Here is a 25,178-nt window from a genome sequence, read left to right as displayed (position 1 = left end):
TTAGCTGCATTGCCTCTTGAATTGCTTGCTCATCTTTCTCAGACCAAGATGAAAAGAATCCACTTTGATGAGGATATCGCCCAAGAGAAATCGTGTCCCGGACTGTATATGAAAAAGCATGTGCGTGTAATTGAGGTAACACAGCCATATGTCTAGCAAGTTCTTTTGACGTATAGGTTTCGATTGGTTGGCTATCTAATTCGACCGTACCTGCTTTTGAAGGAAGTACACCACTCATGATTTTAAGTAAGGTAGACTTCCCACTCCCATTTGGACCTAATATCCCAAGAACTTCTCCCTTACCCACATGAAATGACACATCTTTTACAACAGGTGCGTCGTGATAACCACCTGTTAATCCTTCGACTTTTAGCATGATTACGCACCCACCCTTCTTCGTTGTTTCCAAAAAATAAACGCAAACACTGGGGCACCAATAAACGCTGTTATTACACCTATAGGCAGCTCAGACGGTGAAATAATTGTGCGTGACACTAAGTCACAAATAATGAGTAATGAAGCACCATTTATAAATGATAAGGGTAAAACATGTCTATGATCCGATCCCCACAACATACGTGTCATATGTGGAACGACTAAACCAACAAAGCCAATAGTTCCAGAAACTGCTACGGCAGCTCCAGTTAAAATCGAACCTCCTGTTAAAATCATCATTTTACGTCGTTTCACATTTACACCTAAATGCTTGGCACGTTCCTCGCCAAAAACTAGTGCATTTAGTTCGCGTCGATTTAGCCATAATAGTAAAAAACCAATAGTCATAAACGGCAATGCCATTGTGACATAAGGCCAGCCTCGCATTGACACACTACCAAGCAACCAGCCAATAATTTGACGGAGCTCTTCACCTGAAAGTGAAATCATTAGAGAGATAACAGATCCCAAAAATGAACTAAATATTATACCTGTAAGTATGATTGTTTCCATCTTCATCGCGCGGTCTATGAGCTTGGCAAAACTCATAACAGTAACCATCGTTAAAAACGCGCCGATCATACTGAAGACTGGCAATGTGAACAAGCCCAGAAAGGGTACAGAAATTCCGAAAAAGAGTGTCACCACGGCGCCAACTGAGGCACCGGACGACACTCCTAACGTATATGGATCAGCTAATGGATTTTTCAACAATCCTTGGAAAGCCGCTCCCGCTATCGCAAGTGAAGCGCCAACTAAACCAGCTAGCACAACACGAGGCATGCGAATATTCCAAAGGATGTTTGATGCAGCTTCATCCATGTCAGGATTCCACAATACTTGCACAGGAATCGAAACTGATCCAACCGTTACCCCAACCAACACTGCAGCAATCAGTACGAAGACAGAAGCTACATATGCAAACCAGGATTTACTCACTGAAGACCTCAGGATGAATTGCTTTTGCCAATTCTAATAAACCTTCAGTTAAACGAGGACCTTGACGGCTTGTCGTATCAGCATCCACATCTATTACTGCTTTGTTTTTCACAGCTGTAACTGTACCAAAACCTTCACGAGTTAAAACTTGCTCCGCTGCATTTGGTACATAGTTACCGTAAGTTGTTACTATTACATCTGGATTACGTTTAACAATTTCTTCAGGGTCCATCATGATCCAACCTTCTTGATCTGATGCAATATTTTCCGCATTCAACATCTCGATCATTTCATTCATAAACGTGTTATTACCTGCTGTATAAATTTCTGGAGCTGGAGATACTTCCGTAAATACTTTTTTCTTCTCTTTAATGGTTGAAGCCTTTTCTTGAATTGTTGCTACTTCATCCTTCATTGTTTGTACCATTTCTTCCGATTCTTTAGTCATACCAGTCGCTTGTCCAATAGTCGCCATCGTGTCATACACTTCTTCAAAGTTCACTGCAGTTTTCACGACATACACATTTATTCCTGCGTCTCGCAGTTGTTTAATTCCAGCGTCACCCACGCCAAGTCCTGATTCATGTGCAAGAACTAAATCTGGATTTAAAGAAATTATTTTTTCAACATTGAATTCTTGTCCACCAATTTTTTCTTTTGATGCAACTTCTTCTGGGTAGTTATCGTAATCCGAAACGCCCACTACTTTTTCTTCTAAGCCAAGTGCATACAAAATTTCTGTATTACTTGGAATCATGGAAACGATTGCTTTTGGTGCTTCTTCTAATGTGATTTCATTGTCTGTAACATCCTTAATGGTCAGAGGGAATTGTGAAGCCTCTTGCCCCGCTTCGGTTTCAGGTGTTGCGTGATCTTCTCCATGTTCTTCTTGCCCACACGCCGTTAATAGTATTGCTGCAAGCGCTGTTACAATCCATAATTGCCAAATCTTTTTCATAATTATTTCCTCCTCGTTCATATGTGTATCTGTGTGTCGTAAAAAAATGTTTTTAGACACAAAAAAATCCTCCGCGTATAGTCGGAAGATGGTTGGTTGAATATAGGCTTTTGCTAAATGAGCACGAGCTGATTCACACCATTCCTATCCTCGTAGGGTTGCGGGTGTTGCGCACGTAGGCAGGTCTCCTGGCTTGTGATCAGTGGGCTGCGCGTCTTCCCAAAGCATAATGCTTCAGTGACTTAATGCGCTTTCCTCTCACATACAGTGGCGGGACCGCGTCGGATTTGAACCGACTTCCCTTTTAACTCTGCGATTGAAGCAGAGCACCTTCGTGTTAGAGCTATGTAATTCATTTTTCATTATACATGAATTCCTTTACGTGTCGAGATGTCCTTGGAAAAGAAGTTGTCCTATAAATTATATAATATTTAAGAAAATTACTCTTTTTATTTAAAAAATGGCTTTTCAACAACTCTGTTGATTTCCGTTACAGCGCACTTCCATGTTTCGAAGCTAGCGTAGCGATGCAGAAACAGTCGGACGCTTTCCGCGGGCGGTCCGTGAGCCTCCTCGTGAGCTGCGCTCCTGCGGGGTCTCACCTGGACACGCTTTTCCCGCTGGAGTCGCCGCCCTTCACTCCAATCATTACCTAAATAAAATTAACAACGATATTCAATATAACGTTGAAAATAAATACAAAAATCGTTCTTTTTTGTAAAAAAAGTTCTAGGGCTATGTCGCTCACATATTTTTAGTGTGTGACCTCGAAAAAGCCCAGTTTGGGATTGTGGAATTTCCACACATCCAATTGAAAGTAGTAGGAATTTCACTACAACTTTCGAGAGAAAAAAGTAAAAACAGGTGGAGAAAAATTAATTTTTTCTCCACCTGTTTTATTTTAAGGTCTAATCAAAAAGCCCCTAATTATTATTTTATATAATTCTTCTTCCGCTCTGGGCTAATGCATAGTGTATTCCGTGTTGCAGAGTTTGGAAACAATCTATTTTCGTTAAATCAATATCTGCCTGAATAATCACCTGACTTAATTCACCAGAAATACCCACCAGGATTGTTTTGGTTCCAATAAGTGTAGCTGCCAGACCAATTTTTTCGATAAGGCTAGCCGTATGTTGACTGATTTCTTTATTGAGTCCCGTTAAATCCAAAATTAAATAATTTGCTTTATGTGACGGTAAATTGCTCAATGTTTTAATAAGAAGTTCTTCAGAGCGTTCTTCGTCGTATTTCCCAAGCAACGGAACTACAACTACCCCTTCTAAAACAGGAATAATTGGCGAAGAAAGTTCTTTAATAAGTTCTTTTAATTCTCTAATTTTGTCTTCAACAAGGGCTTCCAAATGGACAATTTGTTCTGATTCCTTTTTTCTAGCTAATTCATGAATATTATCTGAAACCGTAACATCAGAAGGGAAATATTCAATTATGCTGTATTCATGACCTTCTAGTTGTTGTTGAACGACTTTATACCAAATATTTGTACCGAATAAACCAGAAAATATGCCTGCGTAATGTGCAGCGAGGAATTTACCACCTTGGATTTTTCCTTGTGCAACGTTAATTTTATGTTCCCAGCTATCTTGCAGATGAGCTGTTAATGTTTTCGATTCAAAATCTAAGTGATGGATGGAGGTTCGGCCCCACCCAGCTGAGGCATAGGTATTAGTGATTAACTCTGCAGCTTGAGAAACACTTACATCCTTTATTTTTTCGAAATATTCTCCAACTACAAGTCCTTGTCTAAATCCCGTTGTTTCGAAAACTAAACTAGAGGCTTCTTCTCCTGAAATTTCCTCAATAGTATCGAAGAATTCTCTCATAGCAGTGGAAATCCAGAAGAGAACGGCGTCTTGACCTTCAAAAATAAATTGGCCTTGTTCCAAGTTCCATGCGAAATCCAGTCCCGCAACATTGATGTTAGAATTTGTACCCACTAAATGTATCCACCTTTATCAACTATATATTTTAATTACTATAATTCCATTATATCATTAAACTATTAGTCTACTATTAGTTTAATTTAGGTCTATCTCCTGCATTTATTCTGATTAGTCTAGGGCGGCATTTTTTACATTCGTTTGGTTTACTAGAGAATAGATCCTGCCTTTATGTAGATATTCGGTCGAAGATGCAATTTCGACCTCATCCTGCTGCTGTTATTTTCCCCACTCCATTAAGGATGTATCATCATTAATTTCTCTTGTTTTATGAAAGCCACACTTCTTGTAACAGGAAATTGCTCTGATATTATGGTTTTTCACTTCCAACACAACTCGTGTGGCATTTTTATAATTACTAAGGTAATTTAACATCAATAAAATCATTGATGTCCCAATTCCTTTACCCCAGAGCTCTGTCTCACCAATAAATTGGTCGATTCCATAGATATCTTGATTTTGTGGGTAACCAAATCTTTTCAAGTCATTTTCTTGAATCTCGTAATATTGGATATAGCCTACTCGTTTATTTTTATATTCCACAACACACGGCTTTACATAATGTCTTCCTTCAATTCTTGGCCCATATTTTTTCGTCACTTTTTCTAAGTCCGCAGGAGACTCTTCGTAAAATTCTAATACTCTCGAATCATTCAACCACTTCACAATAATGTCATAGTCATTATGGTTCATCACTCTAATTAATAATTCATCATTTTGCATCATAATTAATCCGCCCATACAGCTTATTTTATATTTAAATTTTTAATGATAATAGGTATTTCAGCCAAATCATCAACAATGAAATCCGCATCAACATTATCCCATTGAACATCCTTTTTCCAAATACTTTTCATCCCAGCATTTTTGGAAGCTTTAACATCATTTTCTGGGTGGTCTCCAACAAATATACTTTGTTTTGAACCCACATTCAGTTGGTTCAATGCTCTCTTAAATATTTGGATATCCGGTTTTTTTAATCCTTCACATTCAGATATTAATATAGTTTCAAAATAGTCTTCAATTCCTAAAGCTTTAATATTATCCATCTGAAATTGTCCATATCCATTTGTAATCATTCCTAAAATAATGTTATTTCTTTTCAATTCTTCTAACATTATTAGGAGATTAGGAAATGGAACACAATTATTTTTAAATTCATTTATATAATCTTGAAGTAGACACTCCCAATTTACCCCAGTTATATTAAATTCATTAACTAACTGTTGATACACTTTATCTTTCCAAACATATCCTCGGCTATCTAACTCTATAAATCTTGTGATAAAAGTCTCTTTTGGTATATGACCAACGCACTTGTTCAATCGATCATATTGCATATCTATAAACTTCATTACTGATTGATCTCGATTTAACAAAGTTCCATCAAAATCAAATAACACCGCCTTAATCATATGAACTCGACTCCTTAAGCTTGAAATAACAAGTTCTTCATAAGTTTTGCTCTCTATAAGATTATTTTCAAGTTAGAATTTCATAAATGTCTTTTGATGAATGATACACGAATAGTTGAAGTGTATTCCTCCTATGAATTTGTTAAGAATTCCGGTCATTTGATTGGAGTGGATTGGATTGGAGTGAAGGGCGGCGTCTCCGGAGGGAGAAGTGTGTCCAGGTGTGACCCCGCGGAGAACGACAGATTTCTGTTTTTAGAATGATCGTGTATACATCCGATTATATGCATTATAAAATTGACTCAAGTAAATAACTATTATTCGGCCCGTCAATGCATGTTTCCTTTATTATTGCACTAGTGATGGGTCTATTTGAGTTAATATTAATGGTTGGTTCCTGAAAGCTCTTCCGTCATTTGATTCTCATTGAAAAATTGGCGTTTTAATAGCTAGTCTACTTGTTTAATGAGACGCTTTTTGATTGTCTTTTTCACTCCCGAAAAATTTATCGATCAATTTGCCTTGTTTATCGCTCAATCTGAGGATTTGTCGCTCAAATTAGAGATTTATCGCTCAATCTGGCGTTTTATCGCTCAAACACGTCTCTCAACCTAGTTAACTTGTTGAAACACTATATGAAAATACGTCCGTGTTGGTTTTTTCCACGATAGTGAGTGATGACCATTTTAATCTCCTGAAAACAAAAACAGCCATTACACATCATACATGTGCAATGGCTGTTGCTATAGGTTTTTACATTTTTTCTGGAGCACTTACGCCGATTAGACGAAGTGCGTTTGCGATAGTTGTGCGAACTGCTGTGATGAGAGCAAGACGGGCACGAGTCATGTCTTCGTTTGATGGATCCAATACTTTTTCTGCATTGTAGAAGCTATGGAAAGTTGCTGCTATTTCTTGAATGTATGTTGCCACACGGTGTGGCGAGCGGATTTTCGCTGCATCTGCTACGACTTGTGGGAAGTCGCCCATTTTCTTCAAGACATCGATTTCTTTTTCAGCTTGCAGCAAGTGTAAGTGATCCTCTGATGCACTGAATCCTTGTTCTTCTGCCGAACGTAAAATTGAACTAATACGTGCATGTGCATATTGAGCATAGTAGACAGGGTTTTCGTTCGATTGGGAAACAGCTAAATCTAAATCGAAATCCATATGTGAATCGCCAGAACGCATAGCGAAGAAGTAACGTACAGCATCTAAGCCCACTTCTTCAACAAGTTCACGCATAGTTACTGCTTTACCAGTACGTTTACTCATCTTCATTTTTTCGCCGTCTTTATACAATTGCACCATTTGAATAACGCTTACTTCAAGTGTATCATCACCGTTTCCAAGTGCTTGTATCGCGGCTTTCATACGTGGGATGTAGCCGTGGTGATCTGCGCCCCAAATGTTGATTAATTTTTCAAAACCACGCGCAATTTTATCTTCATGGTACGCAATATCAGGCGTTAAATAAGTAAATGACCCGTCATTTTTGATAAGTACACGATCTTTATCGTCACCAAATGTTGTGGAACGGAACCAGGTAGCACCTTCTTCTTCAAAGACGTGACCATTCGCACGTAATTTGTCTAAAGCCACTTCGATCATGCCGTTTTCATATAAAGATGTTTCTGAGTACCACTCATCAAAACTCACACGGAAATCAGCTAAATCTTGTTGTAGTTTCGCAAGCTCTACTTTTAAACCATGTGCGCGGAAGAATGCAAAGCGATCTTCTGCTGTTTTCTCAAGTAACGCGTTTCCATGCTCATTTGCCATATCTTGTGCGATGTCAATGATGTCTTTGCCGTGATAGCCGTCTTCTGGCATTTCTGCATCTTGACCTAAAGCTTGTTTATAACGAGCTTCTAATGAATAAGCTAAATTGTTAATTTGATTCCCTGCATCGTTAATGTAGTACTCACGTGATACGTTGTAGCCAGCATAATCCAATACATTACATAAAGAATCGCCAACAGATGCGCCACGAGCATGACCTAAATGCAAGTCACCCGTTGGATTTGCTGATACAAACTCTACTTGGATTTTTTGATTAGCTCCCGCATTTGATCGACCGTAGTCAACACCTTGTGCAAGGACAGCTTTTGCAACATCAGCTAAGTAGTCTTTGCGAATCGAAATATTTATAAATCCAGGACCCGCTATCTCGATTTTTTCGATAACCGTACCCTCTGTTTCAAGGTTTTCTAAAATCGCTTCAGCTATTGCACGAGGTGGTTTTTTAGCAAGCTTCGTCAGCTGCATCGCAATATTTGTTGCGTAATCACCGTTCGCTTTAAAACGAGGAGATTCTAAATGAATGGCTGGAAGGCCCTCCGAGTCTGTTAATTGTGCTTTCAAAATTGCTTGTTGAATTGCTTCTTTTATGGAATGTTGTACTTGTTCTACTGCGTTCATTGCGAGACCTCCGTATAATGAAATTCAAGTGTGTATTCGCCAACGGGTTGTCCGCTCACGTTTAAATCATATTGAACGACAAAATATCCATCGTTTTTACTTTGTTCGAACGCTATTTTTCGAGTCATGGTTGAAACCATTAATACGCCATATTCGCTTTCATAACTTCCGGTTTGTTCAGCGTTCTCTAAGAAGGGAAGTCGCATATTGACGCCGCCGCTTCTCAAAACTAGCGCTTCTTTTTCACCCATTTTGACGGTGGTGTTAATTTTATTGTCATCTTGTATTTCTTCATATTTTAAATAGGAATTCCCTCTTTTTTCAATAATAGTGCCAGTTGCCCACAATTCATATATTTCCGGTTCTTCGTTAGGTTGCCGAATGGTCGTTTTCAACTTTACTTTTACCTGTTTGTTCACGACAAGTCCACCCGCTTCCTTTTGCATAATTTCAATATAACCTTTTTATTATAAAGCATGTTGCCCCTTCATTTCAAATAACGTTTTATTATTCCTAGACGTGGCTTCAACTGGTAAATATTTCTGCATTTGCGTTTTTAGGTATGATATACTGACGCTAGAATTTTGTTTGGGAGGCGGAAGTCATGCTTTTCGATTTGCTGTTGAATTTTTGTATTTTATTTACTTTTGCCGTACTTTCTTACTGGCCCTTCCAAGATACTGTTCGTGCTAATTTTCCATTTCTGAAAGCTCATCCGTATATTATTGGAATCATGTCTGGTCTTGCTGGCTTTATCTTAATGGAAACGTCAGTTAACTTGTCGGATACGATTATAGTTGATTCAAGACATGTTGTAATTGTCATTTCCGCCATTTTCGGAGGTCCTATTGCCCCTATTATTAGTGGTGTAATAATTGGTTTAGCTCGAATCTTTATGACGGATACCGTTACAACGACAGGACTTCTCGGAGGATTAAACGTTATCGTTCTAGGGGCTGTCATTGGTGGCTTTAGTTTTAAATATCCGATGACATTTAAGAATGCTCCTCGTTATTTTTATTATGCAACCACTCAAACTGCTGTGCTCATCGCCATCTTAATTTATCAATCAACTACTAATTATTTTCATATCGTGTATTTTATTTTATTCTCAACCTTCTCATTCTTTACGGTGTTATTTATTTTAATCGAGTTAAACGAACATTTTAAGAAAATACGTCATACAGAGTTGTTGGCGGAAACGGATTATTTAACAGGACTTTATAATAACCGTAAATTCGAGCAACTTACACACTCCTACATAACGGATTCAACGAAACCATTCAGTATGATTTCAATAGACATTGATCACTTTAAGAAAGTGAACGACCTTTATGGACATCCGATTGGGGATGAAATTTTGAAAGAACTTGGATCTCGTTTGAAAAACCTTGTTTCTTCATGCGAAGGATACGTCACTCGAAACGGCGGCGAGCAATTTGTCGTATTAATGCCAAACTCACCTCCAGCCATGGGCCTTGATTTAGGTGAACGCATTCGTTCAAGTATCGCACGGAGCCCTTTCCCAGTGTCAGACAATCAACAAGTGACCATTACCGTCTCAGTTGGTGTCAGTTCCTATCCAGATAATGGCATGACTATTCAAGAACTATATAGTGCTGCTGATGCAGCTATGTACGAAGCGAAAGCGATGGGTCGTAATCGCGTTATCCATTACACAAATAAAAAAGCGTGATGCTTCTCTAATTGAGAGCATCACGCTTTTTCTATGTCTTCCTTCGAAAGCGAAGATGTACCCGGATGCCAACTACTTTTTTCGAAACATGAAAGGGCGTTGTAACGGAAATCTACAGAATAGGTTAACAGAGCCATTATTAATAAGAAAACCCCACGGGGCTCGTTAAAGAAATCTAATTGAAGAATTCCTGTTTACGCAAAGAGGTTTTCAGTGCGCTTCGGACGCATTCTCTGCTGCACTATAATCTAGGGAACAAAGAGTGGGGCTTGTGACTTCGTCACTCGCCCCACTCTATTTTTTCCGATCATTCTGCGGCGGGGATTCGTCCTTTTCTCCCTGAAAACCTGGAAGCTCACAGTTAAGATCGTCTGGTTTATTAGAGAATAGATATTATCTATAAGTAGATATTCGACCGAAGATGATATTTCGGTCTCCTTCTTCTTACTTTATTTCAGACCATTCTTTAAAGTCAGCAGTGACACTCACTATAAAGAAACAATAAACGGTAGGAGATGTAGACACAATTGCCCCTCAAATTGTGGATCTCATCAACACGCACAAATATTAAGGGATTCCTAAGTCGATGGCGATTTTTCCTACGTGACGGACATTTTTTCCTACGTCATCACTCTTTTTTCCTACGTGAACCTCGATTTTTACAACTGAGCCATCGCTCAGCTATTATATGTAAAAATAAATGCCAAATGGGGCTGCTCGCTTTGCTCCACAGCCTTTTCTGTGGTTGCGAGGAGACACTTCGGATGGAAGAAATGACGTTTTCAGACGTCGATGGCGATTTTTCAGACGTAAAGCCTGGTTTTTCAGACGTCATCTTCTTTTTTTCAGACGTCAACCCCAAAAAGTCAGACTGAGCAACCGCTAAGTCTGACTCAATAAAAAGAGGGCTGTCCTTAAAAGTCATTTAAAATGACTTTTAGGACAGCCCCTTTTTCTTATTTAAGCCAACCTAATAGCATTTCACGAATTAATTTGCTTGCAGTGTTAGCAGTTTGTTCAGATGAGTCGTAAATTGGCGCTACTTCAACTAAGTCGAAGCCGACAACGTTAACGTCTGATCCAGCGATTGCATGGATAGAAGCTAACAACTCACGAGATGTAATGCCACCACAGTCGACTGTTCCAGTACCTGGAGCATGTGCGGGGTCAAGTACATCAATATCAATCGTTACATAAACAGGACGACCTGCAAGTGTAGGTAAAATTTCTTTCAATGGCTCTAGCACTTCAAATTTCGAGATGTGCATGCCATTTTCTTTTGCCCATACGAACTCTTCTTTCATACCTGAACGAATCCCGAATGAATAGACATTTTTGGGGCCAATATGTTCTGCAATTTTGCGAATAGGTGTGGAATGAGAAAGTGCTTCCCCTTCATATGACACACGCAAATCAGTATGTGCATCCATGTGAATAATCGCTAAATCCGGATGTTTTTCCGCTACAGCTTTCATCACTGGCCACGACACTAAATGCTCGCCACCCATACCGACTGGAATTTTTCCATCTTGTAAAAGTTGGCGAACGAAACCTTCGATGTAGTCGATACTTTTTTGCGGGTTTCCGAATGGCAATGGAATATCCCCTGCATCAAAGTATTTAACATCATCAAGATCACGGTCTAGGTAAGGACTGTATTCTTCCAATCCAATCGATACTTCACGAATGCGTTGAGGGCCAAATCGTGAACCTGGACGGTAACTTACTGTCCAGTCCATCGGCATGCCATAAATGACAGCTTGTGATTCATCGTAATTTGGATGACTTTTAATAAAGACATTACCTGAATAAGCTTCATCAAATTTCTTCATTTATTATTCCTCCGTCAAATCTTTCACGAACTTCGGTAACACGAATGCAGCTTTATGCAATTCTTTCGTGTAATATTTAGTATCGATTTCATGGAAACGTGATTCTTCCACTTCAAGTGGGTCGTATTTTTTTGAACCCAATGTGAAACACCACAAACCACTTGGGTAAGTTGGGATATTCGCAGTGTATAAACGAGTGATAGGGAAAATTTCTTTCACGTCTTTTTGAACTTGCTTGATTAAATCTGGTGTGAACCAAGGGTTGTCCGACTGTGCTACAAAAATACCATCTTCTTTTAATGCTTTAGAAATGCCTGCATAGAAGCCTTTTGAGAACAAGTTCACAGCTGGTCCAACAGGTTCAGTTGAATCCACCATGATGACATCGTATTCATTCTCAGCTTTAGCAATGTGCATAAAACCGTCGCCTACTTGTACATCTACACGTGGGTTTTCTAATTCTGAAGCAATTGTTGGTAAATATTTTTTAGAAAACTCGATTACTTTGCCGTCAATATCAACAAGTGTTGCTTTCTTCACTTGTGGATGTTTCATGATTTCTCGAATTACACCACCGTCACCGCCTCCAACAACTAGGACGTTTTCAGGGTTTGGATGTGTGAATAAAGGCACGTGTGCCACCATTTCATGATAAACGAATTCGTCTTTTTCCGAAGTCATTACCATGCCGTCTAGGAATAACATATTGCCCCATTCAGCCGTTTCCGCCATTTCGAGCAATTGGAAATCCGTTTGCTCCGTATGCAAGGTACGGTTCACCTTCATCGTAATGCCAAAATTCTCGGTTTGTTTTTCTGTAAACCAAAATCCAGCCATAATGCATTCTCCTTTACTTACGAGGTTAGTGGATCCGTTCCCGGCATGTAGCGAAAATGAACGCGGTCTGCCGAAAAACAAATACAGAGAAAGTATAGAGGTTTTTTGTAAAAGTGCAACTATTTTTTCTTAACAGTCATATTTAAATTTCTTTACAGAAGATTTTATACGCCTAAATTTAATTAAATAAACGTTTGATAATTACTATTTTATCTGAAATCGCGTTTAATCTTGTCATGAAATTACCATACTACTAAAACTATTGATGAATGGAAATGGAGTGATGTCAAATTGCGACGAGTTGATTTGCAACTTCAAAAACGAAAGCGTCAAAAAATTCGATCTGTAATTTGGTACCTTCTTGTATTAACAAGTGCATGTTGCACCGTCCTACTTGCTTTACGAATATATGCACAAGTTCTTGGTCCGCCATCTCTCGCAGTTTCAAAAGCGACTGTTTTTTTAGATCGTAACAATCATTCAATTGGAGACCGTTTTGCTGAACAACGTAGATATTGGGTTGAACTAGAGGAAATGTCTCCCTTTATTAGCGAAGCCATTTTGGCAGTAGAAGACCAAGAATTTTATGAACATCACGGATTTGATTACACACGTATTGCAGCAGCCTTATTAAAAGATGTGAAAGCGATGCGAAAAGTAGAAGGCGCAAGTACTATTACTCAGCAGTATGCACGTAATTTATATTTAACTCATGACAAAACGTGGACACGCAAAGCCAAAGAAGCATTGTATGCATACCGTATGGAAGTTTTTTATGAAAAAGATGAGCTGTTGGAAGGCTACTTAAATACCGTGTACTTTGGTCATGGTATGTACGGAGTAGAAGCTGCGAGTCGATTTTATTTTGGTAAGTCAAGTAAAGAATTAACGCTCGCTGAGTCAGCTCTACTCATTTCCATTCCAAAAGGTCCGAGTATTTATTCACCAGTAATTAATTCAGAAAATGCATATGACCGACAAAATATCGTTCTTACATTAATGGAATCTCAAAACATGGTGACAACTGAAGCAGTAAAAAGAGCAAAAGATGAGAAAATCGTCTTAAAAAATGAAGAATGGAAAGCCACGAAAAGTGTTGCACCATACTTCTTAGACGAAGCTTGGAATGAAGCCGAACGGATTTTAAAATCCAAAGGACGCGCGATGGCCGAAGGTGGCTGGACAATTGAAACAACATTGGTCACTCAGCATCAAAAAGTGGCGGAAGAAGTTATTGCTGATTGGATGCCAAATAACAGCTTAGAAGTTGGTTTTGTCAGTATGGAACCAGATACGGGCTATGTGACGGCATTAGTTGGTGGACGTTCCTACTCGGCTAGCCCGTTTAACCGTGTGACTCAAGCGAAGCGTCAACCAGGGTCTACCATTAAACCTTTGTTATATGCAGCAGCTCTTGAAGAAGGATTCTCTCCTTTGACTTTTTTAGAAAGTGAACAAACGATTTTCACCTATGACGATGGACGCTCTGAATACAAACCTAATAATGTGAACGGTGAATTTGCAAATCATCCGATTTCATTAGCACAAGCACTAGCAATTTCAGATAATATCTATGCCGTGAAAACACTTGAAAAAGTCGGATATAAACCATTTCGTACCATCTTGGAGAGATTAGGTGTAAAAACTACAGTAAAAGATACTCCATCCATTGCGCTCGGTACCTCTGAAGTCACATTAAAAGATTTGACAGGTGCATTTAATAAAATTGCTGGCGGCGGATTGGACCGAAAAATTCAAACCGTGTTGTCCATTAAAGACAGCAAAGGCGAAGTCGTATTTGAAGCTGATCCAAAAGAACGTAAAGATGATGACCGTGTCATGTCTAAAGATGATGCATTCATTTTGACTCACTTAATGACGGGCATGTTTGATCCCGTTTTCAATGATTATGCACCTGCTACAGGCTTGTCCATTCGAGGAAAACAAACACGCCCTTATGCAGCAAAATCAGGAACAACGAATACAGATCAAATGTTAATTGGTTACACGCCAACGTTAACTACGGGTGTGTGGAATGGCTATGATGAAGGCAGCAGAGCATTGGAACTTGCAGAAGATAAACAAACGACTAAAAACATTTGGATTGATTTTATGGAAAAAGCACATCAAGGCGTCTCGCCTGAACCATTCCTACCAACCAAAGGTGTGAGCGGCACCATCGTTGACATTGAAACTGGCGGATTAGCCGTATCTGAATGTTCAAAACAGAGATTAGTGTACTTAAAACAGAAAGACGTACCTAGACGATTATGTACAGATCCTAAGCTACAGAAACAATTGGTTGATGATATCGAAGGAAACGAAAACGAAATGATTGAAATGGAAAGCGACGATCCATGGTCAATGTTCCCGTTCTCATTCTTTAGGAATTGATGATGGTTGCGGTTATTCCCATTCGTAAGGGGTTTATTCCCTTTCAATCGATTTTATTCCCATTCGACAGAGGTTTATTCCCTTTCAACAGGGTTTTATTCCCTTTCACCCATAAAATTACAATTCCCCTCTCTTTTTTCGCACTAAAAGAGAGGGGATTTTGTTACTTCCAATAAAAAAAGCTTTCTCTTCCTCGGCAAATTTACGTCCGATGGAACAGAAAGCTTTTTTCTTGGTTAGTGCTGACATGAGAAACATGCGGCATTCGGCTTGGGTTTGACACAAATGTCGCATGGCGCTCATGTACAGACACGTTTCCAATTGTCCTAGCTTACCTTTTGCAAGCTATATTTCAAGTGTACTTGCTTTGCTAGATAGATTCAACCTTAGAGAAGACGTGGATTAAAATGTCACAATTTGTACAACTGTTTGACAAAATTAGACATTCAATTCATTATGCAGTTTTTCATCACTTCGTGCCCACATTTCAGCGTTATGTGATTGTAAAAAGTTTCTTAAAATCACCTTAGACTCATCATCCATGTGCTCAACAATAATATGGCGTTTCATTGATTTGTCCATGCGATTGACATGGTCTGCAAGAAGTTTGAAGCCACGTCGTTTCTCACGGTTAATAATCATTTCACAACCAGTAACTCCTGCATAGTAAGGACCCGTAGCTTTATGATCAATTGTTACCCAGACGAGCCAAAATAATTTGCCACCTTCTGAATCTTCACGGTTTGTTGTAAATTTGATGCCCCGCTCGGTATCGCTTCGAGCATGCATTGCACCAATTTCGACCTTGGCTATTTTTTCCTCGACATCGATGATGACCGGTGACACATGCTCAAGTGTCAATGAGCCTATTCCAAATCCTCCATGACCATCTGTAGGATCGTTTTTTATAATGGTAAATCCAAGTTTTTGTTTTGGTTTTTCTTCATTTGCCATGCGTTATCAACCCCTATTCTGTTATTATAACCAATATACAAATTTTTGTGTAAGAGGAGGAACTCCAATGCCATACGTAACTGTCAAAATGCTAGAAGGACGCACGGACGAGCAAAAACGTGCACTAGTAGAAAAAGTAACTGCAGCTGTTGCAGAAACAACAAACGCACCTGTTGAAAACGTAGTTGTCTTCATTGAGGATATGCCAAAAAACCACTACGCAGTAGCAGGAAAATTATTTAGCGATAACTAGAATAACAAAAAGCACCGCTTTAGGCTGACGCCGGCGCTGAAAGGACTGATTCGAAAGCTTGCTTTCGCAAGAGGTCCTGAAGCTTAGGTGCAGACTGGCGCTTGTGCTAGACAATAAGGTTCGGAACCGCTAGTACGAGGTCCAGATATGCTAAGCGGAAAAGCGAGCTAGGCATCTAAGTTATACATAAAAACCAGGACGGCTCTTTTAATATGAGCCGTCCTTTTTTAACATGTTATGACTGCTTGAAGGTCTTCAACAAAAGCAAAGGCCTCTTCTATTTCCGTTTCAGAGAAGTTTAATTTCCCCTTAACGACATGTAATTTTTCGATTTGCTCTTCCCGTGGAAGGTAATCGAAATACAACAATGTTGACACCATTTCAAGAAAGCGTGAACTTTTGATATTCAAGCGATCAATACATTGATCGAGATTTTCATGATGAGTCGACATCGTTGATAAAAATTGACGGCCTTCTTCTGTGCATGCATAGGTGTATTGAACGTATGAACCTTTGTCCTCCATTTTTTCAGATATAAAATCCATATTACACAATTCTTCTACACGCAAAGTGAGTTCTTCAGAATACGGCCCGAACATGTGAAATTGATATTTTTCTTGATATGGAAAGTTCATTTTTTTTGCAATGTACACCATTTTTTGCAGCTTTTTACGTCCTGTAACTTCGCCAGCTAGTGTAATAAACTGCACGATTTTCGCGTGTTCTTGTAACAATTCAGCCCACCTCCAACTTTAAGCTTCTCCGAGTAACAACTGCAAAATTTGTTTTTTCACAGCTTTTTTCTTTGTATCTTGTGTTAATAAATCTTCTGGGAAATACAATTTATGATCTGTTCTTCGTTTACCTGAAATAGCTTCTACAATATCAGACGACCTCGATAGCTCGCTCAGTTCATCATTTGGCATTAATAAATGAATTGGCACACGTTCGCCTTCCTCACCAGGACGATAGAAATCATATGGTAAGTCGGATGACGAATCGAATACTAAATAATACGCAGGATTGATGCCTGCTTTTTTAAACAGTTGCTCGAGTTCCGCCAGTTTCCGATAGTCTTTTGCAGGATCAAATTCAATGTATTGGAATAAACGACGGTTAATAAAACGGTCACAGAGATCTGATAGGATTTCATCTTCCTCATTTACCCACTCTTGAAAATATGTCATCACAATACCTTCATCCAAAGCGATGTAATCAGCTAGTGAAAATGTTTGATCAAAAAACGTTTTAAAATGACGCGGTTCATAGGCAAACTTATAACCATTTGCACTTAATTCTTTGGCACGATGAAGAGCCTTCGTCAAAATCACTTCTGCACTTCTTGATACTGGGTGGAAATACACTTGCCAATACATTTGATAGCGACTCATGATGTAGTCTTCAACTGCATGCATACCGCTTTGTTTGATGACAACTTGATCTTCTCGCGGACGCATAACACGCAAAATACGTTCCATATCGAAATGACCGTAACTCACTCCTGTGAAGTACGCATCACGTTGCAAATAATCCATACGGTCCGCATCGATTTGGCTAGAAATTAAGCTCACTGCAAGTTTATTGGAATATGTCTTTGCAATTACATCAGACACATGTTGTGGGAATTCAAGTGACACTCTCTTTAGAATAGAGTTGACCTCTGTGTCCCCTAGCAAAATAGCTTGAGTGAATTTTTCATGATCAAGATCAAAAACATGTTCAAATGAATGAGAGAATGGACCGTGACCCAAATCATGAAGTAGAGCTGCACAAAGAACAACAAGTCTCTCTGACTCATCCCACTCTGGACGACCTTTGAAAATATCATCAATAATGCGCCTCACTACTTCGTAAACTCCAAGTGAATGATTGAAACGACTATGTTCAGCACCGTGGAAAACAAGATAAGTCGTGCCGAGTTGTTTAATTCGACGTAATCGCTGAAATTCACGTGCTCCGATTAAATCCCAAATGACTTGATCACGCACATGAATGTACCGGTGAACTGGGTCTTTGAATACTTTTTCTTCAGCTAATTTTTGACTTGCATAACTCACGTGAACACCTCATTTCAGCAAAAATACTTGTAATTAATTATAAGACATTTTTCACAATCCTGTTATTTATCGTACATTTGCACTTGTCGCATTATTATAAAGAAAAAACCACCCTCAGGAAAGGCGGCAAAAGTATGAGAATAAAATATTAACCATGTTTCGTGCGAGATTGTTACTTAAGCTTGGCGCGTACTTTCCCCATTAATTCATCCTCAGTAAGCGCAGCAACGGGTCGGTTGTTTACAAACACGAATGTTTTTTTACGGCCTGGACCGCAGTAAGAATGACACGCAATATCTATTGATGCGTCCGGATCGATTTCTTTTAATTTAGGAATTAATGTTTTTAAATTTACGGCCTGACAATCATCGCAAACTCTGAATTCGTTTGCCATCTGTCTACAACCCTTTCTTTTTTGGATGAAAAGTCTTTCCGTCATTGTACCGTATATTTCTTCTTTGATTCAAGCACATCAAATTCTTTCTGTGAATAAAACCTGTCAATCTTGTACAAGCTGAAAGTAGAACATCAAAACTATTAACAATTCGGGAGGGACATGTATGGTAAAAATAAGACAAGATGCTTGGTTAGATGAAAATGACGAATTGCTTGCAGAAACCGTGCTACGACACGTACGAGAAGGAAGTACTCAACTAAATGCATTCGAAGAAGCTGGTGATACTTTAAATCGTACGGCAGCGGCTTGCGGATTTCGTTGGAACGCAGTTGTAAGAAGAGAATACGAGAAAGATTTAAGAGAAGCGAAAAAAGATCGCAAACAAAAATTACGTGTTCTTGGTAAAGAGTATCGTCGTAGAGGTCAATCTCTGTTTCTCGTAGGAAGTGAAGAACAACAGCAAGAACGCGTTCAAATCCCACTTTCTGCTCTATCATTAGATGTGGTGATTGCTTACTTATTACGCTTGCAACAAAGTGGAACTGGCGAAGGAGAATCTCATCGCTGGCGCGCATTATTATCTCATTCACAAGAAAAAATCAAGCAACTTGAACGCGATGTTGCTCGATTAGAAAATGAAAATGCAACAATTCGTGAAGATTACGAACAGTTCGTTCATATCATGAACCGAGCTCGACGTTTAGTTACATTAAATGATGACGCTGAAAATGTTTCACCTGTATTCCAAATGGAACGTAACGGCAATCTAGTTGCAAAAGAACCACCAATCAATTGATTGGTGGTTCTTTTTTGGAAGATAACATATTTCTTCCGCTTTGCATGTGGTTTAATCGGTTTCGCTCGTTGTTTATTCCGCTACACTTCATGGTTATTCGGCTTCAAACTTTGTTTAATTCCGCTTCAACGAACATTTATTCCGTTTCACCCAATTAGTTTCTAATTCCATTAAATTATCATTCGAATTTTGTCAGCATTTTTTGGTTGCGTTCAACAACTCGAGTTAAGTAATACATATATAAATCCGTTTCGCTTGGTTGGAGCGATTGCATATGAACATTGTACATCATGTGGTTCATTAAACGCTGAGCATGGATAACGGTGTCTTGAACGGTCACACTTTCCCCTATTATTTCGCTAATAGAAGACATTACTTCAGGCACAATAACTGGGTAAATGAATTTCGTTTGAGTACCTTGCAATCCTGCTTCATAAAAATCTTTGATGATTTTTGCTCGCTCTGTTCCACTGCCTTCGATACATAAATAAATTTGGACCGCAATACCATGACGCAGTCGCCGTTGTGAAATTCCTGCGAATTTCTTTCCGTTAACACTCAAATCATATGAACCAGGACAGTAAGAGCCAACGATTTCATACGCTTCTATACGGTCCGCAATTTGTGGAAATAGGTAACGAACGAATTCGACCATGATATCGTATCCTGTATTAATATCAATCGCAGAATTTTGTTCAGACACTATTATGGAGATATTTAAAACACCACTATCTAAAACGACTGCGAGTCCACCAGAGTTTCGAACGATTGATTGAAATCCATGCTCCTGTATGACATCTCTACCAGCAGTGATATGTGGGAGTCGATGATCTTGGATACCCAAGACCACCGTGTTTTCGTGTACCCATGTGCGAATTGTTGGAAGCGACAAACCTTTACCCACGAGTTCACACAACGTATCATCTGCTGCAAATGATTCAAGTGCAGACTTCGAGCGTCCACTCATGGACTGATCCCAAAACCGCCATTCTTTATTCGTAAATAAATCATTAATTTCGGACATCTTATTCTCCAGCCATCACGCTTTGAGCAGCGGTCATTAATACTAATTTGTAAACGTCGTCAGCGGAACAACCTCGGGACAAGTCATTCACTGGCATGTTTAAGCCTTGTAAAATCGGTCCTATCGCTTCAAATCCACCGAGTCTCTCTGTTAATTTGTAGCCTATGTTCCCTGCTTCAAGTGATGGGAACACGAAGACGTTTGCATCTCCTTGGATGCTAGAACCTGGTGCTTTTTTCTTGGCCACTGTAGGTACAAATGCGGCGTCAAATTGAAATTCTCCATCTATGTTTATGGACGGAGCTTTTTCTTGTGCGAGTCTCGTTGCTTCTGCTACTTTTTGTGTTTCCGGTGAAACAGCAGACCCTTTTGTTGAGAATGAAAGCATGGCCACTTTAGGTTCTATACCAAATGCTTTTGCTGTTTTCGCGCTCTGCACAGCTATTTCTGCAAGGTCTTCACTAGTTGGAGCTATAGTAATTGCACAGTCAGCGAAGACGTAACGCTCTTCCCCACGTACCATAATAAAGGCACCACTCGTTTTTGATACCCCAGGTTGTGTTTTAATGATTTGCAAAGCTGGTCGCACAGTGGCTGCAGTTGTGTGAATTGCACCACTAACTAATCCTTGAGCGTAGCCTGTATACACGAGCATTGTACCGAATGTATTAACATCCTTTAGTTGAATGCGAGCTTGAACAGCTGTGGCTTTACCATTTCTACGCTCTACGAATTTTCCAATCAATTCTTCTAAGTGATCAAATTTCACTGGGTCCACTATTTCAATTCCTGTTAAATCAATCCGAGCTTGTGTTGCTGCCGCATTTACTAGTTCGTGTGGACCTACTAAAATTGGCGTAACTAGTCCTTCGTTATGCAATTTAAAAGCAGCTTGCAATACACGCTCGTCCGTTCCTTCTGGTAATACTATTTTTATATGTTTATCTGTAATGATTTGTTTAATTTCTTCAAATAAATTCGTCATCATAAATCCTTCCTTTCGTGGGTAAAAAATGTTTTCAGTGAGCATGAGCATGCCCTAAAATGGGTTTTCGACCATTTAGTTATGGTTTCCGACCACTTGCAGTTGATTTCTGACCATTTAAAGATGGTTTTCGACCACTAGGAGATAGTTTCCGACCGTTTAATAAAATTTCTAACCAATCACTTTTATGTTTGGCTCTGTTAAATTATATTATTGTTTATCGTACATTTGCGCTAGCCGCACGTTCCGCATGAGCCAACAAGTATGAAAACCACATACTTGTTGGCTCATTCTCCACGCTCTTGCGGCATGCTAGGCGTAAATGTACTGTTTTGTTTATTCTTTAAGATCAATAGCATTCTTTAACGTAATTTTTCTATAGGATTAATTAATTACTGTTAAGTAAAGGAGCCGATTCCCTCTTTTTTATTAAAAGGCATGTTATTTATAAACTGTTGTTTATCATACATTTGCGATGGACTCCAGTTAGCTTCAGAACCGGCATCGAGCTATAGTGGCGCTTTCCGCTTTTCTGTATCATACACGATTTGGTCATGGTTAGTCTTGTCAGAACGGTGACATTGTAGGCATCTTTAGGGCTTTGTGGTAGACTGATTTTGAGTATTTCTTAATTATGAAGGAGTGTCCTATAAATGAGTGCAGCAGCAGAAACTTTAGATGGTTGGTACGCGTTACATAATTTCCGTTCAATGGACTGGGCATCTTGGAAACAAGTGTCAACTGAAGAACGTACAGCAGCAGTAATCGAGTTCTTAGCATTTATTGAAGATTTAAATGTCGCACATGAAGCAAAAACAGGAAGTCATGCTTTTTACTCCATTCTTGGCCAAAAAGCGGATTTCATGTTAATGACTTTGCGTGAAACGATGGATGAATTACAAGAGTTGGAAACGAAATTTAATAAATTAGCTATCGCAGAATATACAATTCCGACTTATTCGTATGTATCAGTAGTTGAACTTTCGAACTACTTAGCTGGCGAATCAAATGAAGATCCGTATCAAAATCCACATGTTCGTAGTCGTTTGTATCCTGAACTTCCACGTTCACAATATGTTTGTTTCTACCCAATGGACAAACGTCGTGATGGCGATGACAACTGGTATATGCTTTCAATGGAAGACCGTAAATCAATGATGCGCAGTCATGGGATGATTGGTCGCGGATATGCAGGGAAAGTTAAACAAATTATCAGTGGTTCAATAGGTTTTGACGATTATGAGTGGGGCGTTACTTTATTCGCTGATGATGTTCTTCAATTCAAAAAATTAATTTATGAAATGCGTTTTGATGAAGTGAGTGCTCGTTTCGCAGAATTCGGTTCATTCTTCGTGGGTACTCTGTTAGATGCTGATAAAACATCTGAATTTTTAAAAGTATAACTTATTAGGCTACGCAGAAATTGCGTGGCCGTTTTTTATTATGGGATGAAATTCCCCCTAACCCTTTTTCATTTTTGCGCAACGAAAAATAAACTAATTAGCCCCCACTCACTTCGTATGGGGGTATTTTTGCGTCAAAACTCAATAGGGTTGATAAAAATCTAGGAGCGCCACTTTTATAAAAAAGGTGCCTCTAGACAGGTCTACTTATAAGTGGCAGAGCATATATATTTTTGAGGAGGTTGTGCTGTGTCGGTTACCCGCGCAACTGATAAAGATCTTGATACGTTGGTACGTTTGATCGGAGCGGAAGCCTAGGTAAAGGAAAACAAGGAATGTTCATGGTACGTAAATGTAGGAGTTATCCAAGTAACCTTCGATTGTCTATATTCTCACCATGCAGCAAATGGTTTTCCAGAGTCCGGTGGTTTTGAAGCAACTACCAAACCCTATTTTTATCAGCGTGCTCGTGAACAAGACAAGGCACTTGCAAGAAGAGTAATTGCAGGTGCGCAATTCCACCCAGCAGTCGATCTTTGTTGTTTTTTGAGCCACCAGGTGCTTGCCCAGCGACATAGTATAACCAACCGAACAGAGGTCTCTACAAAGCACATTGTTTTTCTCTCCGGCCGATTTCCCAAATGTTTAAATATGAAAGGATGATATCTTGGTACAATATTATTGGAATCCAGCTTATACGCAAGCGATGCAACAACCTCAACAAATGATGCCTCAACCAATGACCCCACCTCAAATACCTGCAGGGGGACGTCCAGGACAGCCACCAGCTGGTGAGGAATCTTACATTGAAAACATTTTACGCTTAAATAAAGGCAAGCTCGCCACCGTTTATTTAACGTTCGAGAACAACCGTGAATGGAATGCAAAGGTTGTCAAAGGTATTATTGAAGCTGCAGGACGCGATCACCTAATAGTTAGTGAACCATCATCTGGGAAACGCTATTTAATCCCTTTGATTTATTTGGATTACGTAACGTTTGATGAAGAGATTATTTACTTTTAAGTAGATTTCCTACGTGGATGTTGATTTTTCATACGTCAAAAGCTTTTATTCCTACGTCACCTATTAACTTTAAAAACGCCCTTCCAACTTGCTTTTTGGAAGGGCGTTTTGTCGTAATTATCCAATCAATGTTGCATTTAATTGCGAGAGAATCCACTTTGGAACAACAAATCGTACCGTCACGAGCGGATCAACAACTTGACAAATTTCAAGTTGCCCTACTGCGCTCATCAGCATCGTCACTTCACTGACGTTCATATGCGTGCGTTCCACCAATCTATTAATCATCAGTTGTGTAGCTATTTTCGAAGCTTCATCAAGTGTCATGGCTGACGCAATTTGTGTAAAACTTTCTTCATTCTCTAGCATCGGTTGCTCTAAATGTTCCCCTTTAATAACTTCCAGTGTGACAGTTGCCGCTCCTGCTACTTCAACCCCTGAGACACTTACTTCACCGTCACCCATTGCAGCGTGAAAATCACCAAGGCCAAACAATGCACCTTCAACAGCTACTGGGAAATACAACGTTGCACCTTCTGTCACCATTTTATTGTCCATATTGCCACCGTGTGCTCCGGGTGTTCCACAGTTCACACCTTGTCCACTTGGTGCGACGCCAATAACCCCAATCATTTTGTTCAAAGGAAGTAACAACTCATTAAATAGAATTTTATCGTTTTCAATTGGTAAGATTTTGGCATGCATTTTGTCAATTTGATGACCCATCACACCTAAATTAGGTCCCACAAGCATCACTCCTTGTGAATCGATTTCAATCGAGTGTATGGTAACTTTCAATACATCTCCGGGCTTTGCATCCTCTACAAAGATTGGTCCCGTTGCTGGATTGATTTGATCCCAATCGAGATCAGTTAGTGCCATATCTTCCGAGTCGATTTGATTTTTAAAACAATCGTATGTTTCCACGCGGACTATACTTCCAGATGCGACAGTAGCAATTGGTTTATTCGTTTCGTTAAATTCATATATTATCCCAACATCTCGCGAAATAGTTTTCATTAAAATCACTCCCTAAAGTTGGTATGATGCTATTACAAAAATTGTACTATATTATTCGTTCTAATTCTAAGGATACTCTTTTCAAAATTCCTGAAATTATGTTCTAAATGTATGACAAGCTTTACGAAAAGTTTAAGTCAGCATTACAAATAAAAAACATTTTCCGTTTTTACATAAAGCGACATTTTATTACATAGCAAATGATATACAATGTATTTTGTGCAAGATTACTTATTATAAAGCTTTGATAAACTAGACGCTTCTTCACCTAATATTCCATCCACAAATCACTTACTATCATACATTTAAAAGAGGAATGATGAAAAATATGCACAGTAAAAATTTCTTATTAGGGCAAATTATTTTGAAAAAGAAAGTGA

Annotated in this window: 23 protein-coding genes, 1 pseudogene and 1 riboswitch; of the genes and pseudogenes, 7 read left to right on the top strand and 17 right to left on the bottom strand. The window is 39.1% G+C overall.

The annotated features are described in order from the left end of the window. The 8 genes from WBG45_RS11895 to WBG45_RS11860 all read right to left on the bottom strand — a co-directional run. On the bottom strand, nucleotides 1–376 hold a 376-nt coding region (locus WBG45_RS11895; RefSeq protein ID WP_424414818.1), incomplete at its 3' end, for an ABC transporter ATP-binding protein. 2 nt (nucleotides 377–378) lie between these two features. Beyond that, complete coding sequence (locus tag WBG45_RS11890) at nucleotides 379–1,374, bottom strand: FecCD family ABC transporter permease (RefSeq protein ID WP_424414816.1); 996 nt, start codon at nucleotides 1,372–1,374, stop codon at nucleotides 379–381. After that, nucleotides 1,367–2,332 (bottom strand): ABC transporter substrate-binding protein, encoded by a 966-nt coding sequence (locus WBG45_RS11885; protein WP_424414814.1) that lies wholly within the window; start codon nucleotides 2,330–2,332, stop codon nucleotides 1,367–1,369. The genes WBG45_RS11890 and WBG45_RS11885 overlap by 8 nt, the downstream gene beginning before the upstream one ends. A 161-nt stretch (nucleotides 2,333–2,493) precedes the next feature. Beyond that, nucleotides 2,494–2,681: riboswitch (cobalamin riboswitch) on the bottom strand. Between the two features lie 586 nt (nucleotides 2,682–3,267). Beyond that, complete coding sequence (locus WBG45_RS11880) at nucleotides 3,268–4,287, bottom strand: STAS domain-containing protein (protein WP_424414813.1); 1,020 nt, start codon at nucleotides 4,285–4,287, stop codon at nucleotides 3,268–3,270. 222 nt (nucleotides 4,288–4,509) lie between these two features. After that, nucleotides 4,510–5,016: a GNAT family N-acetyltransferase gene (locus WBG45_RS11875; RefSeq protein ID WP_424414811.1), complete on the bottom strand. Its 507-nt coding sequence runs from the start codon at nucleotides 5,014–5,016 to the stop codon at nucleotides 4,510–4,512. A gap of 20 nt (nucleotides 5,017–5,036) precedes the next feature. Continuing rightward, nucleotides 5,037–5,705 carry an HAD family hydrolase gene (locus tag WBG45_RS11870; RefSeq protein WP_424414809.1) on the bottom strand — a complete coding sequence of 223 codons (669 nt, stop codon included), beginning with the start codon at nucleotides 5,703–5,705 and terminating at the stop codon, nucleotides 5,037–5,039. Nucleotides 5,706–6,458: 753 nt separating this feature from the next. Beyond that, nucleotides 6,459–8,126 carry an arginine--tRNA ligase gene (argS, locus tag WBG45_RS11865; protein WP_424414808.1) on the bottom strand — a complete coding sequence of 556 codons (1,668 nt, stop codon included), beginning with the start codon at nucleotides 8,124–8,126 and terminating at the stop codon, nucleotides 6,459–6,461. Then, on the bottom strand, nucleotides 8,123–8,572 hold the full coding sequence (locus WBG45_RS11860; protein ID WP_424414806.1) for a DUF1934 domain-containing protein: 450 nt from the start codon (nucleotides 8,570–8,572) through the stop codon (nucleotides 8,123–8,125). Before WBG45_RS11860 ends, argS begins: the two co-directional genes overlap by 4 nt. A 158-nt stretch (nucleotides 8,573–8,730) precedes the next feature. On the opposite strand from WBG45_RS11860, the gene WBG45_RS11855 reads away from it, so the two are divergent. Continuing rightward, the gene (locus WBG45_RS11855) at nucleotides 8,731–9,822 is read left to right on the top strand and encodes a GGDEF domain-containing protein (RefSeq protein WP_424414804.1); all 1,092 of its coding nucleotides are present in this window, start codon (nucleotides 8,731–8,733) and stop codon (nucleotides 9,820–9,822) included. A gap of 956 nt (nucleotides 9,823–10,778) precedes the next feature. Here WBG45_RS11855 and speB read toward each other — a convergent pair. Together speB and speE are read right to left on the bottom strand one after the other, a co-directional pair. Then, nucleotides 10,779–11,654, bottom strand: coding sequence for an agmatinase (speB, locus tag WBG45_RS11850; RefSeq protein ID WP_424414801.1), 876 nt, complete (start codon nucleotides 11,652–11,654; stop codon nucleotides 10,779–10,781). Nucleotides 11,655–11,657: 3 nt separating this feature from the next. Then, complete coding sequence (speE, locus tag WBG45_RS11845) at nucleotides 11,658–12,491, bottom strand: spermidine synthase (protein ID WP_424414799.1); 834 nt, start codon at nucleotides 12,489–12,491, stop codon at nucleotides 11,658–11,660. A 291-nt stretch (nucleotides 12,492–12,782) separates the two neighbouring features. Here speE and WBG45_RS11840 point away from each other — a divergent pair, with 291 nt between their 5' ends. Further along, a complete protein-coding gene (locus tag WBG45_RS11840) occupies nucleotides 12,783–14,885 on the top strand; it encodes a transglycosylase domain-containing protein (RefSeq protein ID WP_424414797.1) in 2,103 nt (700 codons plus the stop codon). Nucleotides 14,886–15,323: 438 nt separating this feature from the next. Here the strand turns inward: WBG45_RS11840 and WBG45_RS11835 are convergent, their stop codons facing one another. Further along, complete coding sequence (locus WBG45_RS11835) at nucleotides 15,324–15,839, bottom strand: YwhD family protein (RefSeq protein WP_424414795.1); 516 nt, start codon at nucleotides 15,837–15,839, stop codon at nucleotides 15,324–15,326. A gap of 67 nt (nucleotides 15,840–15,906) precedes the next feature. On the opposite strand from WBG45_RS11835, the gene WBG45_RS11830 reads away from it, so the two are divergent. Continuing rightward, nucleotides 15,907–16,092, top strand: a complete 186-nt coding sequence (locus WBG45_RS11830) for a 2-hydroxymuconate tautomerase (protein WP_424414793.1) — start codon at nucleotides 15,907–15,909, stop codon at nucleotides 16,090–16,092. A 227-nt stretch (nucleotides 16,093–16,319) separates the two neighbouring features. Here WBG45_RS11830 and WBG45_RS11825 read toward each other — a convergent pair whose 3' ends face one another. The 3 genes from WBG45_RS11825 to WBG45_RS11815 form a co-directional block, all read right to left on the bottom strand. Further along, nucleotides 16,320–16,826: a YwgA family protein gene (locus WBG45_RS11825; RefSeq protein WP_424414791.1), complete on the bottom strand. Its 507-nt coding sequence runs from the start codon at nucleotides 16,824–16,826 to the stop codon at nucleotides 16,320–16,322. Nucleotides 16,827–16,844: 18 nt separating this feature from the next. Further along, nucleotides 16,845–18,149 carry an HD domain-containing protein gene (locus tag WBG45_RS11820; protein WP_424414790.1) on the bottom strand — a complete coding sequence of 435 codons (1,305 nt, stop codon included), beginning with the start codon at nucleotides 18,147–18,149 and terminating at the stop codon, nucleotides 16,845–16,847. Between the two features lie 172 nt (nucleotides 18,150–18,321). After that, nucleotides 18,322–18,543, bottom strand: coding sequence for a DUF1450 domain-containing protein (locus WBG45_RS11815; protein ID WP_024535615.1), 222 nt, complete (start codon nucleotides 18,541–18,543; stop codon nucleotides 18,322–18,324). 166 nt (nucleotides 18,544–18,709) lie between these two features. Here WBG45_RS11815 and WBG45_RS11810 point away from each other — a divergent pair, with 166 nt between their 5' ends. Further along, nucleotides 18,710–19,342 (top strand): RsfA family transcriptional regulator, encoded by a 633-nt coding sequence (locus WBG45_RS11810; RefSeq protein ID WP_424414788.1) that lies wholly within the window; start codon nucleotides 18,710–18,712, stop codon nucleotides 19,340–19,342. A gap of 178 nt (nucleotides 19,343–19,520) precedes the next feature. Here the strand turns inward: WBG45_RS11810 and WBG45_RS11805 are convergent, their stop codons facing one another. Both WBG45_RS11805 and pta read right to left on the bottom strand, forming a co-directional pair. Beyond that, nucleotides 19,521–20,366 (bottom strand): lipoate--protein ligase family protein, encoded by an 846-nt coding sequence (locus tag WBG45_RS11805; protein ID WP_424414786.1) that lies wholly within the window; start codon nucleotides 20,364–20,366, stop codon nucleotides 19,521–19,523. 1 nt (nucleotide 20,367) lies between these two features. Then, nucleotides 20,368–21,351, bottom strand: coding sequence for a phosphate acetyltransferase (gene pta, locus WBG45_RS11800; protein ID WP_424414784.1), 984 nt, complete (start codon nucleotides 21,349–21,351; stop codon nucleotides 20,368–20,370). A 653-nt stretch (nucleotides 21,352–22,004) separates the two neighbouring features. Here pta and hemQ point away from each other — a divergent pair. From hemQ to gerQ, 3 genes and pseudogenes are all read left to right on the top strand, one after another. Further along, nucleotides 22,005–22,754 carry a hydrogen peroxide-dependent heme synthase gene (hemQ, locus tag WBG45_RS11795; protein ID WP_024535619.1) on the top strand — a complete coding sequence of 250 codons (750 nt, stop codon included), beginning with the start codon at nucleotides 22,005–22,007 and terminating at the stop codon, nucleotides 22,752–22,754. 249 nt (nucleotides 22,755–23,003) lie between these two features. Beyond that, nucleotides 23,004–23,329: pseudogene (locus WBG45_RS11790) on the top strand (cell wall hydrolase); the annotation flags it as partial. A 92-nt stretch (nucleotides 23,330–23,421) separates the two neighbouring features. After that, entirely contained in the window at nucleotides 23,422–23,778 is a 357-nt protein-coding gene (gene gerQ, locus WBG45_RS11785) for a spore coat protein GerQ (protein ID WP_424414782.1), read from the top strand. A 117-nt stretch (nucleotides 23,779–23,895) separates the two neighbouring features. Here the strand turns inward: gerQ and WBG45_RS11780 are convergent, their stop codons facing one another. Further along, on the bottom strand, nucleotides 23,896–24,798 hold the full coding sequence (locus tag WBG45_RS11780) for an acetamidase/formamidase family protein (RefSeq protein ID WP_424414780.1): 903 nt from the start codon (nucleotides 24,796–24,798) through the stop codon (nucleotides 23,896–23,898). Between the last annotated feature and the right edge of the window lie 380 nt (nucleotides 24,799–25,178).

The organism is Paenisporosarcina sp. (assembly GCF_049671445.1).
Lineage (GTDB): Bacteria > Bacillota > Bacilli > Bacillales_A > Planococcaceae > Paenisporosarcina.
This window is presented reverse-complemented; position numbering and strand designations above follow the sequence as displayed.

Excerpts from the sequence above, each read along its gene's own strand:
- WBG45_RS11885 (WP_424414814.1), bottom strand. The coding sequence starts at position 2,332 with ATGAAAAAGATTTGGCAATTATGGATTGTAACAGCGCTTGCAGCAATA.
- WBG45_RS11875 (WP_424414811.1), bottom strand. The coding sequence starts at position 5,016 with ATGATGCAAAATGATGAATTATTAATTAGAGTGATGAACCATAATGAC.
- WBG45_RS11870 (WP_424414809.1), bottom strand. The coding sequence starts at position 5,705 with ATGATTAAGGCGGTGTTATTTGATTTTGATGGAACTTTGTTAAATCGA.
- argS (WP_424414808.1), bottom strand. The coding sequence starts at position 8,126 with ATGAACGCAGTAGAACAAGTACAACATTCCATAAAAGAAGCAATTCAA.
- WBG45_RS11860 (WP_424414806.1), bottom strand. The coding sequence starts at position 8,572 with ATGCAAAAGGAAGCGGGTGGACTTGTCGTGAACAAACAGGTAAAAGTA.
- WBG45_RS11855 (WP_424414804.1), top strand. The coding sequence starts at position 8,731 with ATGCTTTTCGATTTGCTGTTGAATTTTTGTATTTTATTTACTTTTGCC.
- speB (WP_424414801.1), bottom strand. The coding sequence starts at position 11,654 with ATGAAGAAATTTGATGAAGCTTATTCAGGTAATGTCTTTATTAAAAGT.
- speE (WP_424414799.1), bottom strand. The coding sequence starts at position 12,491 with ATGGCTGGATTTTGGTTTACAGAAAAACAAACCGAGAATTTTGGCATT.
- WBG45_RS11835 (WP_424414795.1), bottom strand. The coding sequence starts at position 15,839 with ATGGCAAATGAAGAAAAACCAAAACAAAAACTTGGATTTACCATTATA.
- WBG45_RS11830 (WP_424414793.1), top strand. The coding sequence starts at position 15,907 with ATGCCATACGTAACTGTCAAAATGCTAGAAGGACGCACGGACGAGCAA.
- WBG45_RS11815 (WP_024535615.1), bottom strand. The coding sequence starts at position 18,543 with ATGGCAAACGAATTCAGAGTTTGCGATGATTGTCAGGCCGTAAATTTA.
- WBG45_RS11810 (WP_424414788.1), top strand. The coding sequence starts at position 18,710 with ATGGTAAAAATAAGACAAGATGCTTGGTTAGATGAAAATGACGAATTG.
- WBG45_RS11805 (WP_424414786.1), bottom strand. The coding sequence starts at position 20,366 with ATGTCCGAAATTAATGATTTATTTACGAATAAAGAATGGCGGTTTTGG.
- pta (WP_424414784.1), bottom strand. The coding sequence starts at position 21,351 with ATGACGAATTTATTTGAAGAAATTAAACAAATCATTACAGATAAACAT.
- hemQ (WP_024535619.1), top strand. The coding sequence starts at position 22,005 with ATGAGTGCAGCAGCAGAAACTTTAGATGGTTGGTACGCGTTACATAAT.
- WBG45_RS11780 (WP_424414780.1), bottom strand. The coding sequence starts at position 24,798 with ATGAAAACTATTTCGCGAGATGTTGGGATAATATATGAATTTAACGAA.